This window comes from Brevundimonas sp. (assembly GCF_035626975.1).
Taxonomy (GTDB): domain Bacteria; phylum Pseudomonadota; class Alphaproteobacteria; order Caulobacterales; family Caulobacteraceae; genus Brevundimonas.
In genome coordinates, this window is record NZ_DASPMQ010000006.1 from 139,660 (window position 1) to 153,847 (window position 14,188).

Genomic DNA, 14,188 nt, shown 5'->3' on the forward strand with positions numbered 1-14,188 from the left:
AGTCTAGCGCGCGACCGGCTGGAGGTCGAAGGCGAGCCGGGCGCGGACGCCGCGGTGGGCCGGATCGTATTCGACCGCCGAGCGCAGGCCGGAGGCCATGGCCGAGATGATCTTGCCGCCGAGGCCGGTGCCGCGGGGCTGGCCGTCGCCGAGGCCGGGGCCGTCGTCCTCGACCGTCAGCAGGGCGCGGTCGTCGCGGCCGTGCGGCTCGAGGCTGACGCGGATCTCGCCGGGCTGGCCGGGGCCGTAGGCGTATTTGACGGCGTTGGTGACCAGTTCGGTGACGATCACGCCGATCGACACGGCCTGGTCCGTCGAGACGCTGATCGGGTGGGCCTTCAACGTCAGGGTCGGGGAGCCGGCGCCGGGGGCCAGGGACTTGCCCAGTTCGGCGATCAGGCCGTCGAGGTATTCGTCCATGGCCACCGAGGTCATGTCGCCCGAGGTGTAGAGGCGGCGGTGGACGTGCGCCACGGCCTCGATCCGGGCCTGGGACTCCTTGAGCGCGGCGCGGGCGCCCTCGTCGGCGAGGTGGCGCAACTGCAGCGACATGAAGCTGGAGACCAGCTGCAGGGAGTTGCCGACCCGGTGGTTGACCTCGCGCAGCATGGCCTCGGCGCGGTCGCGGGCGAGGCGGATCTGCTCCTGGGCCTCTTCGTGCTCGCGCTGCAGGCGGCGGCGGGAGACGGCGTCCTGCAGGGCGTTGCGCAACAGGGCGGTGAAGTCGGCCGAGACGTCCTTGATGACGTAGTCGGCGGCCCCGGCGCGCAGGGCGGCGACGGCGATGCGGCCCTCCTGGGCGCCGGTGACGTAGACCACCGGCGGCGGGCTCTCGAGGGCGATGATGTCGGGCAGGATGTCGAGCCCCTCGCGGCCCGGCATGTAGTGATCGAGGGCGACGACATCGAAGTCCGCGGTGCGGGCGGCCAGGATCTCGAGGCCCGCCTCGCCGTCCGGCGCGCAGGTGACGGCGTAGCCGTGACGCCCCAGCTCCTTCTCGACCAGCCGCGACAGGGCGCGATCGTCGTCGATGTAGAGCAGGCGGATGACCTGGCCCGAGGTTTCCAAACCGGCGTGTTCCCTGTGGCGGCTCAAACGATGTCCGGCGCCTGCATCACCGACAGGAACAGGCCGAGCTGGCGGATCGCGCCGGCGAAGCTCTCATAGTCGACGGGCTTGGTGATGTAGACGTTGCAGCCCAGGTCGTAGCAGCGCTGGATCTCGCCCTTGTCGTCGGTGGTGGTCAGGACCACGACGGGGGCGCGGCGCAGCCGCTCGTCGCCCTTGACCCGGGCCAGGATGTCGGTGCCCGACATGTCCGGCAGGTTGAGGTCGAGCAGGATCAGCATCGGCCCGTTCAGGCCGGCGTCGTCCCCGAACAGGTAGTCGACGGCCGAGCCGCCGTTGTCGAAATGCACGATCTCATTGGCGATATTGGCGCGGCGGATGTTCTTCTCGATCAGGCGGGCGTGGCCGTGGTCGTCCTCGACCATCACGATCCTGACTGCGCTGCTCATGCGGCCTCTCCGGCGTCGTCCTGGATCAGGCGTGTGGGGAATTTCAGCACGAAAGTCGATCCTTTTCCAAGTTCGGATTCGACGCTGATCTCGCCACCCAGACGGCGAACGCTGTTGCGCACGAAGGCCAGGCCGAGGCCCTCGCCGGGGCGGTCCTGCTTTCCGGATCGCCGGAACAGTTCGAAGATGCGCTCGTGGTCGCGGGCGGAGATGCCGCGGCCGTTGTCGGCGATCCGATAGACGACCCAGCCGCCGGGTTCGTCCTCGCCCGAGACGACGATCCGGCCGGGCCGGGCCGGGTCGAGGTATTTGACGGCGTTGTCGATCAGGTTGCCGAGGATCTGCTCCATCGACAGCCGGTCGCTCTCGATCCGGGGCAGCGGCTTGATGATCACCTGGGCGCCGGCCGACCCGGTCTGGTGGCGGACGCTGTCGGCGGCGCCGCGGGCCATGGCCGTCACGTCGAGCAGTTCAGGGACCAGGGAGCGCCGTCCCTCGCGCGACAGTTTGAGGATGGCGTTGATCAGGCGGTCCATCTTGGCCGTCGAGGCGCGGATGAAGCCGATGGCCTCCGGCATGTCCTCGCGAACTGCCGTCACCGCCTCGGGATCGAGCGACTTCGGCGCCCGCTGCTCGACCAGCGCGACCTGGCGGTCCAGCACCTGGCCGGCCTGCTCCAGCTCGGCGGTGTAGCCCATGATGTTGACCAGCGGCGCGCGCAGGTCGTGGCTGACGATGTAGGCGAAGCGCTGGATCTCGTCGTTGGCGCGGGTCAGCTGGGCGGTGCGGTCCCGGACCTGGCCCTCCAGGCCCGCGTTCATGCGGTCGAGGCTTTCGCGCGCGGCCTGGATCTCGCCGACGTAGCGGCGCACCAGCCAGAGCATGATTCCGGCCAGGCCGATGATGAGCAGGCCGGCGAAGGCGTTGGCCCCGAGGGTGAGGCCGGAGCCCCGTTCGGACTGGCGCGTTCGCGCCTCCACGCGGAGGTTCTCGACTTCGTCGATGGCCGCGACCCGGGTGCGGATCGCATCCATGAGGGCGCGGCCCTCGCCGGCGCGCGCCATCTGGACGGCCTCGCCGATGCGGCCCGTGCGCGACAGCGCGACGGTCCGTTCCAGCTCCGCCAGCTTGTCGCGCGCCGCCTCCAGCATGGTCTGGACGTGCGGCTCCAGCTCGGGATCGCCTTCCGTCAGCCGCTCCAGCTCCTGCATCTGCTCGGGAACCGAGATTTCGGCGCGGCTGTAGGGGGCGAGGAATTCCGGACGGCCGGACAACAGGAAGCCCCTCTGTCCCGTCTCGGCGTCGACCAGCGACAGCAGCAGGTCGCGGGCGGCGCGGCGGACCTGCTGCGAGCGCTCCACCTGGTCGTTGAAGGCCGCCGTGCGCTGGATCATGACGAAGGTGGCGACGTTGACCGCCAGCAGCAGCAGGATGGCGCCGGCCAGCAGGGCCACGACCGATCGCCCGATGCTCGGCGTCCGGGCGAACCGGACGAGGGCGGACAGGGACAGGCGAAGGGCCGAACTCATCGGGCGCGAGCATTAGCGGCGTGTTTTGGCCTGTCCAGTCGCGTGTGGAGCGAAACCGCCCCCGTTTCACGGATTTAGGGTAAGGATCACCGGCAGGGGTGGAGTAACGACATGGTTTGGTGGTGGTGGATCGCGCCGGCGATCGTCGGACTGATCGGGCTGGTCCTGCTGTTCAGAGGCCTGGGCGCGGTGTTCAGGGGGCGGTTCCTCGCCGGCCTGCTGGGCGGAATCGGCGGCGCGGGCTTCATGGCCGTGGCCCTGATCGCGGCCCTGCTGGGCCTCGACGTGCAGACCTATGCACGGCTGACGCATGAACGCCCGGTGGCGACGATCGAGACCCGCCGGCTTGGCCCGCAGTATTTCGAGGCCACGGTGATGCAGCCGGAGCGGGGCGAGAACGCCCCGGCGGTCAGCAACCTGTATCCGCTGCACGGCGATGAGTGGCGCCTCGAGGCCCAGGTGCTGAAGTGGAAGCCATGGGCCAATGTGCTGGGGCTCGACACCCAGTACCGGCTGGACCGGCTGTCGGGCCGCTACCGCTCGATCGAGCAGGAGATCAACGGGGCGCGCAGCGTGCATCCGCTGACCGGCGGGGACGAAGGGTCCATCCTGCCGTGGAAGGTCAGCGCCTGGGATACGGCGCGGAAGTACCGCCGGTACGTCGACGCCGTCGACACCCTGTATGGCGGCGGCGCCTATATGCCGATGGCCGACGGAGCCCGGTACGAGGTCTGGATCACCCAGTCGGGACTGGTGGCGCGGCCGGCCAATGACGTGGCGCGCAATGCGTCGGCGGGAGGCTGGACGGTGGCGGAATAGTTCCTTCTCCCCTTGGGGGAGAAGGTGGGCGGCGGAGCCGCCCGGATGAGGGGTAAGGCCGCCTCCGTGAACCGCCGGCCAGACAGTCCAAACGGCCCATCCCCCTCATCCGGCCCTGCGGGCCACCTTCTCCCCCGGAGGGGAGAAGGAAGACTTCACACCGTCCCGATGGTCCGCAGCCGGGCTTTCGGGTGGACCTCGTTCTGGCTCATGACGACGGTCTGGCCGCGGAAGCGTTCGATGATCGAGCGGACGTAGGGGCGGACCTGCGGGCCGGTCAGCAGGACGGCGGTCTCGCCGGCCATGGCGGCGCGCTCGAACACGTCGCGGACGGCGCGGATGAAGTCCTGCAGGCGGGACGGGGCCATGGCCAGCTGCTTGTCCTCGCCGGCGCCGACCAGGGCCTCGGCGAAAGCCTGCTCCCAGTCGGGCGACAGGGTGACGATCGGCAGGGCGCCGTCGTCGCCCTTGTGCTGCCAGCACAGCTGACGGGCCAGGCGGGCGCGGACGTGCTCGACCAGGGTGGTGACCGACGAGGTATGCGGCGCCGCCTCGGCGAGGCCTTCGAGGATCGCGGCCAGATCGCGGATCGAAACCTTCTCGCGCAGCAGGGCCTGCAGCACCCGCTGCAGGGTGGTGACGGTGACCACCGAGGGGATCAGCTCGTCGACCAGCTTCTTCTCTTCCGGACCCAGCTCCTTCAGCAGCTTCTGCACCTCGGCGTAGGAGAGCAGCTCGGCCATGTTCTCCTTGAGGATTTCGGTCAGGTGGGTGGTCAGCACGGTTGACGGATCGACGATGGTGTAGCCGCGGAAGGTGGCCTCCTCGCGCAGGCTTTCGTCGATCCAGGTGGCGGGCAGGCCGAAGGCGGGTTCCTTGGTATGCTCGCCGGGCAGTTCGACCTGGCGGCCGGCCGGGTCCATGGCCATCAGCGAGCCGAGGCGGACCTCGCCCTGGCCGGCCTCCATCTCCTTGATGCGGATGGCGTAGCCCTGGGTGCCGAGGCGCATATTGTCGAGGATGCGCACCGACGGCATGACGAAGCCGTACTCCTGGGCCAGCGAGCGGCGCAGGGCGCGGACCTGGTCGGTCAGTCGGCGGCCCTCCAGATCGTTGATCAGGGACAGCAGGGAATAGCCAAGCTCGATCTTGACTTCGTCGATGGTCAGGGCGGTGCCGATCGGTTCCTCGACGTCTTCTTTCGGGCTCGACGCGGTGGCGGCCAGCTCGGCGTCAGTCGGCCTGGGCTTGAGCCGCTGACGGCCCAGCCGCCAGGCCATGAATCCGGTCCCGAGGGCCAGGGCCGCGAAGGGCAGCAGCGGCATGCCGGGGATCAGGCCGATCAGGCCGGCCGCGGCGGAGACGACGCCGAGGCTGACCGGATTGGTGGCCAGCTGGGCGACCAGCGCCTTGTCGGCCGTGCCCTCGACGCCCGCCTTGGACACCAGGAAGCCGGCGGCGATGGAGATGATGATGGCCGGAACCTGGGTCACCAGGCCGTCGCCGATGGTCAGGGCGACATAGGAATTGGCCGCCTCGCCGATCGGCATCTGATGCTGGATGACGCCGATCAGAATGCCGCCGATGGCGTTGATGAAGACGATGATCAGGCCGGCCACGGCGTCGCCGCGGACGAATTTGGACGCGCCGTCCATGGCCCCGAAGAAGGTCGATTCCTGCTCCAGTTCCTTGCGGCGCGACTTGGCCTGCTCCTCGTTGATCAGACCCGACGACAGGTCGGCGTCGATTGCCATCTGCTTGCCCGGCATGGAGTCCAGGGTGAAGCGGGCCGAGACCTCGGCGATGCGGGTCGAGCCCTTGGTGATGACCACGAAATTCACCACCAGGATGATGGCGAAGATGATGATCCCGATGATGAAGCTGCCGCCCATCATCAGCGAGCCGAAGGCCTGGATCACCTGACCGGCCCCGCCGGGACCCTCGTGGCCGTGGCTGAGCACCAGGCGGGTCGAGGCCAGGTTGAGGCCGAGCCGGAACAGGGTCGAGACCAGCAGGACCGTCGGGAAGATGGCGAAGTCGAGCGGCCGCTTCATCATCACCGCGGTCATCAGGATCAGCACGCTGGAGACCAGCGACAGCGCCAGCAGCATGTCCATCAGGAATGCCGGGATGGGCAGGATCAGCAGCAGGATGACGCCGATGACGCCGACGGCCATGCCGACCTCGCCGCGCGCGACCCAGCCGAGCATGTCGCGGCCGGTCGGACGGGCCATGCCGTCCTTCATGACCAGGGACGCGTCGGTCATGCAGCGGCGCCGTGCCCGAGGGCGGCGAGAGCCATGCGGGTGGCGTCGGCGATGACGGTGTCACGCTGTTCGGGCGTGGAGTCGGACGTCCCGTGGAAATAGGCGGCGATGACGACCGGGTCGGCCGACGGCGGATAGGCCAGGCCGATGTCGTTGGTCGGGCCGTAGCCGCCGGTGCCGGTCTTGTGGGCCACGCGCCAGCCGGCCGGGACGCCGGCCTTGATCCGGTCCATGCCGGTGGGCGAGTCGAACATCCAGCGAAGCAGCCGGGTCTCGTTTTCGGCCGTCAGGGGCGTTTCCGCGGAGACGAACAGGCGCTCGAGGTTGGCGGCCGACTGGGCCGGGGTGATGGTGTCCTTGTCGCCGTCGAGACGGTTCATCATCGGCTCGAGACGATCGACCGTGGTGCTCTGGTCGCCGATCGAGCGGTACCAGGCGCGCAGGGCGTCCAGTCCTCCGAGTTCGCGGATCAGGATGTTGGCGGCGGGATTGTCGCTGACCTCGACCACGGCCTTGCACAGGGTCTCGATGGTCAGGCTGGAGCCGATCGCGGGCTCGGAGACCGGCGCGTGGCTGACCATGTCGGCGGCGGTGACCGGGACAGGTCGATCAAGGCGCTCCTCGCCGCGCTGGACGCGTTCCAGCGTGGCGGCGGCGAGGTACATCTTGAACGTCGAGCAGTAGACGAAGCGCTCGGACGACCGCCAGTCGACACGATCGCCGCCGGGGACCTGGGCGGTGAAGCCGAGCCGGCCGCCGTGCCGCGCCTCGAGCGGGGCGAAGTCGACGGCGATCGATTTCGGCGATGCGACGTCGGCGGCGGTCTCCGTCCGCCGCGAACAGCCCATGACGCCCAGCGCCCCGAGGCCGGTCAGGACGCTTCTGCGGTCCGTGCGGAGAGCCATGATCAGGCCGCCGCGTAGCCGGCGGCGGCGATGCCCGACTGCGGGGCGATGATCTGGGTCCCATCGTCCGCGTATTCGTTGAGCTTGTTGCGCAGGGTGCGGATCGAGATGCCGAGGATGTTGGCCGCATGGGTGCGGTTGCCGAGGCAGTGCGACAGCGTGTCGAGGATCAGGGTCTTCTCCATCTGCGCCACCGTCTGGCCGACGTGGGCGCGGGTGACGGTGTCGGCGACCTGGGCGGCGCGTCCGGCCAGGCCGGCGTCGACGGGGGCGCCGTGGCTGCCCATCGACAGCGGCTGGCCGTCGGGCAGGCGGATGGCCTCGACGTCGATCTCGGGGCCGACCGCCAGCAGCACCGCGCGGTGCATGGCGTTCTCCAGCTCGCGGACGTTGCCGTTCCAGCGGTGCGAGACCAGGGCCCGTTTCGCATCGGCCGAGATCGCGCGCACCGGCACGCCGTTGGCGACGGCGTATTTCCTGACGAAATGATCGGCCAGCACGGCGATGTCGCCCGGCCGCTCGCGCAGGGCCGGCAGGCGCAGGTTCACGACGTTGAGGCGGTAGAGCAGGTCCTCGCGGAAGGTCCCCTCGCTGACCGAGCGGGCGAGATCGCGGTTGGAGGTGGCGATGATGCGGATGTTGACCGGCACCGGCTTGGCGCCGCCGACGCGGTCGATGACCCGCTCCTGGATGGCGCGCAGCAGCTTGGCCTGCAAGCGGACGTCCATCTCGGAGATTTCGTCCAGCAGAAGCGTGCCGCCGTCGGCCTCCTCGAACTTGCCGATGCGGCGGGCCATGGCGCCCGTGAAGGCCCCCTTCTCGTGGCCGAACAGCTCGGATTCCAGCAGATTGTCGGGGATGGCGGCGCAGTTGACGCTGATGAAGGGACGGTCGGCGCGCTTGGACCCGGCGTGCAGGTAGCGGGCCATGACCTCCTTGCCGACGCCGCTTTCGCCGGTGATCAGGATCGAGGCTTCCGAACGGGCGACCTGGTCGGCCAGCTGGACCACGGCCTTCATCGACGGGTCGGCCGAGATCAGCGGGCGCTCGTCGTCGGCGACGGCCGACAGCACGGCGGCGATCAGATCGGCCTCGGGCGGCAGGGGGATGAACTCCTTGGCGCCGGCGCGGATGGCGTTGGCGGCGTCCGTGGCGTCGGCGTCGACCCCGCAGGCCACCACCGGCACGTGGATGCGCTCGGCCTCGTTGGCGGCGATCAGGGCGGCGATGTCGACGCGGTAGTCGACCATCAGCAGGTCGGCCCCCTGCCCGCGCCGGAGCTGTTCCGTCGCCTGATCGCCGCGCTCGACGTGGCTGACCTTGGCGCCGTGCGCCATGGCCATCTTCACCGCCGTCGCCAGCTGTCCGCTGAGCCTGCCAACCACCAGAAGCCGCATGGGTCTTCTCCTCTAATCTCTACGCCCGGCTGCCGATCAGGCGCCGGAGTCTTCCGTCTTGATGATTTCGGTCATGGTCACGCCGAGGCGGTCCTCGACGACGACGACCTCGCCGCGGGCGACGAGGCGGTTGTTGACGAAGATGTCGATGGCCTCGCCGACCTTGCGGTCCAGTTCGAGCACCGAGCCGCGGTTCAGCTTGAGCAGCTGGGCCACGGACATGTGCGCCTTGCCCAGCACCGCCGAGATGTTGACGGGGACATCGAAGACCGGAGCGAGGTCGCTGGCGGTCTTGTCGGTCGCGTCGTCGTTGACGGTGATCGCGGTGGAGTCGGCGAACTCCTCCAGGGCCATGGTGTCGGACGCCATTACGGCCTCCCTTCCAGTGAAGCAGCAGGGGTGAGAGATTCGGAGTGCCCGGCCTCGGCGGCGAGGGCGGATTTCAGGGCTTCCCCGATGCGGAGGAAGGCGGCGTCGGCGTCGAAGGCCGCGCGGCCGTCAGCCCATTCGAGCTGGAACGAGGCCGACGGCAGGCCGGGCTCCTCGCGGAAGGCGACGACGCCCGAGAAACCGGCGTCGTCGCACAGCCGCGTGATCCGGGCGCGACTGGCGTCGTCGAGATCGCCGGTGCGGATGACCAGCCGGGGCGAGGCGTCGATCTCCTGGCCCAACGCCTCCAGCGCCGCCTGCAGCGGCCCGGCGGGGAAGCGGTCGAGCGCGGCAGCGGCGACCACGCGGGCCGCGACCAGGGCCAGTTCGGCGGCCTGTTCGCGGTGGGCCTGCGCCACCTGGGTCAGGGAGGGGACAGCCGTCGCGAGGCTCTGCGCGATCGCCGACAGGGCCATCGCCTGGAGGCTCTCGATCTCGGCCAGGGCGGCGTCGCGCGCCTCGACGCGGGCCTGGGCCACGAGGGCGTCGACCTCCAGCGGTCCGTAGGCGCGCTTCGTCGGGCGGAAGGCGGACGGCCGCACGATGATGCCCGCATCGTCGAACTCGGTGTCGAAGGCGAACGGGGTGCTGAGCGGGAGGGCGGTCATGTCAGTAGATCAACTCGTCGTCGCTGCCCTGGCCGACCAGCATGATCTCGCCCTTGGCGGCGAGGTCCTTGGCGACCTGGACCATCGCCATCTGGGCCTGGTCGACGTCCTTGAGGCGGACGGGACCCATCGATTCCATGTCCTCGCGCATGATCTTGGAGGCGCGCTCGGACATGTTGGAGAAGAACAGTTCGCGCAGCGATTCCGAGGCGCCCTTCAGGGCCAGGGCCAGGGAGTCCTTTTCGACCGCGCGCAGCAGGGTCTGGATGCCGCCGGGGTCCAGCTTGGCGAGGTCCTCGAACACGAACATCAGGGCGCGGATGCGCTCGGCGGCCTCGCGGTTGCGTTCCTCGAGCGCGCCGATGAAGCGGGCCTCGGTCTGGCGGTCGAAGCTGTTGAAGATGTCGGCCATCATCTCGTGGCTGTCGCGCTTGGAGGTGCGGGCCAGGTTGGACATGAATTCGGTGCGCAGGGTCTGCTCGATCTTGTCGAGAATCTCGCGCTGGACCGGCTCCATGCGCAGCATGCGCTGGACGCATTCGAGGGCGAAATCCTCGGGCAGGCTGGTCAGGACCCGGGCGGCGTGGTCCGGCTTGATCTTGGACAGGACCACCGCGACCGTCTGGGGGTATTCGTTCTTCAGATAGTTGGCGAGCACGGCCTCGTTCACATTGCCGAGCTTGTCCCACATGGTGCGGCCGGCCGGGCCGCGGATTTCCTCCATCAGCGCCTCGACGCGCTCGCCGGGCATGAAGGACGCCAGCAGGCGCTGGGTCTGCTCGTAGCTGCCCATGACCGCGCCCGAGCCGCTCATGCCCGAGACGAACTCGACCATCAGCTCCTCGACCACCGCCGCGGAGACGGTGCCGAGCGAGGCCATGGCCTGCGAGATCTCCTTGATCTCATCCTCGTCGAGGCTCTGCCACAGGCGGGTGTGGTCCTCGCCCAGCGACAGCAGGATGACGGCGGCCTTCTCCGGGCCGGTCAGCTTCCTGACGTCCTCGACCGCCGGTTTCTTGGAGACGAGCCGGGCGGCCATCACCCTTCGTGCACCCAGCTGCGCAGGATGGAGGTCGACTCGTCAGGATGCTTCTCGACGAAGTCGGCGACCTTCTTGACCGAGGAGGCCTTCACCTGGCCCTCGATGCGGGCGATGTCGAGCCGCTGCTCCATTTCCGAAGGACCGACGGGACCGGTGATCTGGGCCATCTGCATGCCGCCGCCCATGAGTGTGGTCTGCAGCGACGTCACCGGCGCGCCGCCTGCGCCGGCCCCGGCCAGCTGGGGCTGGGCGCCCCCGCCGCCGGTGGCGCTCTTCAGCAGCGGGCGCAGCACGAAGAAGATCAGCAGCACGCCGGTGATCAGCAGGACCAGCAGTTCGACGCCGCGCATCAGGTCGTTCTTGGTGAAATCGAACAGGGACGAGCCGGCCTCGGCCCCGCCGCCCGCCACGGGCACGTCGCGGGCGAAGCGCACGTTCAGGACCTCGATCTTGTCGCCACGGGCCTCGTCGATGCCGACGGCGGCGGCGACCAGCGACTTGATCTGGGTGATCTCCTCGGCGGTGCGCGGCGCGTAGGTGGGCTCGCCCCCGTTCGCGGCGGGCGTCCAGCGGCCGTCGACAGCGACCGAGACGGCCAGCTTCTTGACCTCGCCGGCCTCCTTCACCGTGGTCGTGGTGGTGCTGGAGATCTCGTAGTTGGTGGTCTCGGTGTTCTGGGTGTCGCGCGAACCGATCGGGGTGGCGGCCGGGTCCGCGCCGCCGGGGATGTTGTTGGTCGCCGTGGCGCCGCCGTCGTTGACGCCGGTGGTGTCGGCGCTCTCCGAGCCGTTGGCCGAGGTCGAGCGGACGACCTGGCCGTCGGGATCGAAGCGCTGTTCCTGGGTGGTGGAGCGGCTGTGATCGATGTCGGCGGTGACCTGGACGCGGGCCGCACCGACGCCAACGACGCCCTCGACGATGTCCTTGATGCGGGCCTGCAACTGGGCCTCGGTCGACGACTTGGCCTCCTCGGCCGAGGCGGCGCTGAAGCCCTCGCCGTCCGTGCCGGCGGCCAGGGTGCGGTTGGCCGTGTCGGTCAGGGTGACCTTCTCGGGCTTCAGACTGGGCACCGACGAGGCGACCACGTTGCGGATGGCCTGGACCTGGGCGCCGGTCAGGGTTCCGCCGCTGACGCCGACGACCACGGCGGCAGTCGGATCGGCCGCGGCGGTCTGGAACAGCTGGCGCGACGGCAGGGCGATCATCACCCGGGCCGAGGTGATTCCCCGCATGCTCATGATGGTGCGGGCCAGTTCGCCCTCGAGCGCGCGCTTTTCGTTGAGGTTCTGCTGGAACTCGGTCTGGCCCAGCACCGACTGGTTGTCGAAGATCTCGTAGCCGACGCTGCCGGAGGTCACGAGACCCTTGCCGGCGACCAGCAGGCGCGCCTCGCCGACCTCGTCGCGGCTGACGAAGATGGTCGAGCCGTCGCCCTTCGAGGAGTATTTGATGCCGGCGCTGTCCAGCGCCGTGGTGATCTCGGACGCCTCGCGCAGGTCGAGGTTGGAATACAGCAGGGCGTCGGGAGCCTGGCCGATGCGCAGCATGACGGCGACCAGCACCGCCGCGACGCCGGCGGCGACGCCCAGCACCACGGTCAGTCGACCGATCCCGAATCTCTGCAACGCCGCCGTAAAGCCGCCCACTCGCCCCCGCCCCGATGACTCACGGGGTGCATACCGACGCCCGCCAGGCAGAAAATGCCGGGCACGTGGTAAACGGGGCGTTAAGAGTCAGCACAGCTTGCCGTTCCTGTCCTCGCTTCCGCGCGAAAAGCGGGAATGAACGGAAGTCCGCGAGGTCCTATAGCGCGCCCATGCCCATGAAGGCGCGGCCGGCGGCGAAATCGCCGGCCTCGAAACGGGCGGTCGCCACGCTGCCGTCGCGGAAATGGAATTCGACCAGGAAGGTCTCGCGCGGATCAAGGCGCGCCAGCCGGTCGGCGGCCGAGGCCGGGAATCGCCACGCCTCTCCGGCCCGACGGCCCTCGGCCAGCAGGCCGGGATCGGCCGCCGAGACGCCGGTGGCCCAGACGCTGGCGCGTGTCGACGCCGGCGCCAGGCCGCCGCCGGCCAGCCACGCCCGCGGCGCCTTGGCGTCATCGCGGAACACGATGCGCGCCGCATTGGGACGCGAACGGCCCACGAAGGAGACCACGGCCGTCAGGGCCGAGGCGTCGGCCTTGCCGCCATAGCCGAACGTCACGGACGAAGCGCCGACGGTCGAGGCCTGCATCAGGCGCCAGCCCGGCCGGGCCCATTTGGTGCGGTCGGCGACCCAGTGCTGGCGCTCGCCCGCGAAGGTCATGCGCGGCGTGCGGGTCCAGCCGGAAAAGGCGCCGTCGACCCGCGCGCGCACCGTCGCCAGCTGCGGGTCGCGGCACGACACGGCGGCGGCGCGCGAACGGGCGCGGGCGACGACGGCGTTGAGGTCGGCTTCCGCCGCGCCGGACCGCAGGGCGGCGCCCCGGGCCTGGGCCATGGCCGCGGTCAGGGCGGCGTCGACCTGGGGCGCGAACAGGTCGCAGCGCGCGTCGGCGGCGACCACGAAGGCGCGTTCGTAATAGGTGTCGGCGGGTCCCGCCCATGCCTGCGCCGGCGTCGCCAGCACGGCGGCGGCGAGGAGGACGGCTTTGGCGGCGGTGGCGTTCTGGCCTATCGTCATGACCCGCACCCTACGCATGACGCGTTCCGGTCCGGTTTCCGAGCAGGGTTAGCGAATTGCTTCTGTCCACCGACCTGTGGGTGTCCGCCCTGATCCGCCGCGCCGAGCTGGCCGGGGCCTTCGCCACGGTGGCGCGCAAGGGCGACGCGCGCGCGGGGACCGTGATCGTCAAGGCGTTCGACACGTCCACGCGCCGCGCCAGACTCTATAGTGAGGCTTTCGGACCCGACGGCGAACGGCTGTGGCTGCAGCCGGTCGAGAGCGAGTCCGAGAGCGAGCTGGACGCCTACATACAGCGCCAGATCGGCTACGATCCCGACCTGTGGGTGGTCGAGATCGAGGATCGCGAGGGGCGACACTTCATTACCGAGAAGGTGGCGTAGGGGCTGGGGGGCCAGGGGCTGTCTCAAGCAGAGACTGGATGTATCGGCAGTACCCTGGTTCCCGCTTTTGAGCCCCCAGCCCCTTCCCTAACCACTTCTTTCGCGTCCCGCCGCCGGTGCGAAATCCTTAACGACGTTCGGGAACGGAACCGCAAGCGCCTGTCGCTAGGTTCACATCCAACAGGCCGCGATGAGCCTGGTGATGACGGGTGTTTTCGATGCTCTTTCTTCTGAACGACGTTGTGTTCGACCTGGACGAGACCTGCCCGGTCACGCCCGGCGACGCGCGCCGTTTCGAGAAACTGGGCTTCGACTATGTGCTGACGCTGGGTTGCGAGCTGTTCGCCGAGGACCCGCTGCTGCACCACAACGATCCGGAGCGCGCGCGCCGGCTGGCGTGGCTGATCCACGACCGCTCGCCGGACGTCAACGCCGCCCTGTTCGCGGCTCCGGCGGCCGCCTGCGATCCCGATCTGGTCGAACCGCAGTTCTGCGCCCTGCCCGATCCGGTGATGCGCCAGCTCAAGGCGCGCGCCGCGAAGGGCAAGCTGGACGCCGTCGCCGCCGACAAGGCCGTCTGGATGCGGCTGGCGGCGTAAGCCGCGCCGGCTTGGTCGTTCGAGGAGTC

At 69.7% G+C, this 14,188-nt stretch carries 14 protein-coding genes; 3 read left to right on the forward strand and 11 right to left on the reverse strand.

The annotated features are described in order from the left end of the window. Positions 1-3: 3 nt before the first annotated feature. From VEB62_RS02290 to VEB62_RS02300, 3 genes are read right to left on the reverse strand one after another with little or no spacing between them, the layout of a single operon-like run. Positions 4-1,095 (reverse strand): sensor histidine kinase, encoded by a 1,092-nt coding sequence (locus VEB62_RS02290; RefSeq protein WP_324794988.1) that lies wholly within the window; start codon positions 1,093-1,095, stop codon positions 4-6. After that, positions 1,092-1,517 (reverse strand): response regulator, encoded by a 426-nt coding sequence (locus VEB62_RS02295; protein ID WP_324794990.1) that lies wholly within the window; start codon positions 1,515-1,517, stop codon positions 1,092-1,094. Before VEB62_RS02295 ends, VEB62_RS02290 begins: the two co-directional genes overlap by 4 nt. Continuing rightward, positions 1,514-3,046 carry a sensor histidine kinase gene (locus tag VEB62_RS02300; RefSeq protein ID WP_324794991.1) on the reverse strand — a complete coding sequence of 511 codons (1,533 nt, stop codon included), beginning with the start codon at positions 3,044-3,046 and terminating at the stop codon, positions 1,514-1,516. The genes VEB62_RS02295 and VEB62_RS02300 overlap by 4 nt, the downstream gene beginning before the upstream one ends. A gap of 111 nt (positions 3,047-3,157) precedes the next feature. On the opposite strand from VEB62_RS02300, the gene VEB62_RS02305 reads away from it, so the two are divergent. Then, positions 3,158-3,865, forward strand: coding sequence for a hypothetical protein (locus VEB62_RS02305; protein WP_324794993.1), 708 nt, complete (start codon positions 3,158-3,160; stop codon positions 3,863-3,865). A 155-nt stretch (positions 3,866-4,020) separates the two neighbouring features. On the opposite strand, the gene flhA is transcribed toward VEB62_RS02305, so the two are convergent. The 8 genes from flhA to VEB62_RS02345 form a co-directional block, all read right to left on the reverse strand. After that, positions 4,021-6,111, reverse strand: a complete 2,091-nt coding sequence (gene flhA / locus VEB62_RS02310; RefSeq protein ID WP_324795045.1) for a flagellar biosynthesis protein FlhA — start codon at positions 6,109-6,111, stop codon at positions 4,021-4,023. Between the two features lie 17 nt (positions 6,112-6,128). Then, on the reverse strand, positions 6,129-7,037 hold the full coding sequence (gene bla / locus VEB62_RS02315; RefSeq protein WP_324794995.1) for a class A beta-lactamase: 909 nt from the start codon (positions 7,035-7,037) through the stop codon (positions 6,129-6,131). A 2-nt stretch (positions 7,038-7,039) separates the two neighbouring features. Next, a complete protein-coding gene (gene flbD / locus VEB62_RS02320) occupies positions 7,040-8,434 on the reverse strand; it encodes a sigma-54-dependent transcriptional regulator FlbD (RefSeq protein ID WP_324794997.1) in 1,395 nt (464 codons plus the stop codon). 36 nt (positions 8,435-8,470) lie between these two features. Then, entirely contained in the window at positions 8,471-8,803 is a 333-nt protein-coding gene (gene fliN / locus VEB62_RS02325) for a flagellar motor switch protein FliN (RefSeq protein ID WP_324794999.1), read from the reverse strand. Then, positions 8,803-9,471: a FliH/SctL family protein gene (locus tag VEB62_RS02330; protein ID WP_324795001.1), complete on the reverse strand. Its 669-nt coding sequence runs from the start codon at positions 9,469-9,471 to the stop codon at positions 8,803-8,805. Before VEB62_RS02330 ends, fliN begins: the two co-directional genes overlap by 1 nt. Before the next feature lies 1 nt (position 9,472). After that, positions 9,473-10,510 (reverse strand): flagellar motor switch protein FliG, encoded by a 1,038-nt coding sequence (gene fliG, locus VEB62_RS02335; RefSeq protein WP_324795002.1) that lies wholly within the window; start codon positions 10,508-10,510, stop codon positions 9,473-9,475. After that, entirely contained in the window at positions 10,510-12,159 is a 1,650-nt protein-coding gene (gene fliF / locus VEB62_RS02340; RefSeq protein ID WP_324795003.1) for a flagellar basal-body MS-ring/collar protein FliF, read from the reverse strand. Before fliF ends, fliG begins: the two co-directional genes overlap by 1 nt. Positions 12,160-12,316: 157 nt before the next feature. Next, the gene (locus tag VEB62_RS02345; protein ID WP_324795004.1) at positions 12,317-13,177 is read right to left on the reverse strand and encodes a hypothetical protein; all 861 of its coding nucleotides are present in this window, start codon (positions 13,175-13,177) and stop codon (positions 12,317-12,319) included. 56 nt (positions 13,178-13,233) lie between these two features. Between VEB62_RS02345 and VEB62_RS02350 the strand changes: the two genes are divergently transcribed. Both VEB62_RS02350 and VEB62_RS02355 read left to right on the forward strand, forming a co-directional pair. Next, positions 13,234-13,560, forward strand: coding sequence for a DUF1491 family protein (locus tag VEB62_RS02350; protein WP_324795005.1), 327 nt, complete (start codon positions 13,234-13,236; stop codon positions 13,558-13,560). 218 nt (positions 13,561-13,778) lie between these two features. Then, entirely contained in the window at positions 13,779-14,159 is a 381-nt protein-coding gene (locus VEB62_RS02355; RefSeq protein WP_324795007.1) for a histidine phosphatase family protein, read from the forward strand. Positions 14,160-14,188: the final 29 nt, after the last annotated feature.

What these genes read in the sequence shown, in the direction of transcription:
- flhA (WP_324795045.1), bottom strand. Translation starts at nt 6,111, where the DNA reads ATGAAGGACGGCATGGCCCGTCCGACCGGCCGCGACATGCTCGGCTGG.
- VEB62_RS02295 (WP_324794990.1), bottom strand. Translation starts at nt 1,517, where the DNA reads ATGAGCAGCGCAGTCAGGATCGTGATGGTCGAGGACGACCACGGCCAC.
- VEB62_RS02305 (WP_324794993.1), top strand. Translation starts at nt 3,158, where the DNA reads ATGGTTTGGTGGTGGTGGATCGCGCCGGCGATCGTCGGACTGATCGGG.
- VEB62_RS02345 (WP_324795004.1), bottom strand. Translation starts at nt 13,177, where the DNA reads ATGACGATAGGCCAGAACGCCACCGCCGCCAAAGCCGTCCTCCTCGCC.
- fliG (WP_324795002.1), bottom strand. Translation starts at nt 10,510, where the DNA reads ATGGCCGCCCGGCTCGTCTCCAAGAAACCGGCGGTCGAGGACGTCAGG.
- VEB62_RS02300 (WP_324794991.1), bottom strand. Translation starts at nt 3,046, where the DNA reads ATGAGTTCGGCCCTTCGCCTGTCCCTGTCCGCCCTCGTCCGGTTCGCC.
- VEB62_RS02330 (WP_324795001.1), bottom strand. Translation starts at nt 9,471, where the DNA reads ATGACCGCCCTCCCGCTCAGCACCCCGTTCGCCTTCGACACCGAGTTC.
- fliN (WP_324794999.1), bottom strand. Translation starts at nt 8,803, where the DNA reads ATGGCGTCCGACACCATGGCCCTGGAGGAGTTCGCCGACTCCACCGCG.
- bla (WP_324794995.1), bottom strand. Translation starts at nt 7,037, where the DNA reads ATGGCTCTCCGCACGGACCGCAGAAGCGTCCTGACCGGCCTCGGGGCG.
- VEB62_RS02355 (WP_324795007.1), top strand. Translation starts at nt 13,779, where the DNA reads ATGCTCTTTCTTCTGAACGACGTTGTGTTCGACCTGGACGAGACCTGC.
- flbD (WP_324794997.1), bottom strand. Translation starts at nt 8,434, where the DNA reads ATGCGGCTTCTGGTGGTTGGCAGGCTCAGCGGACAGCTGGCGACGGCG.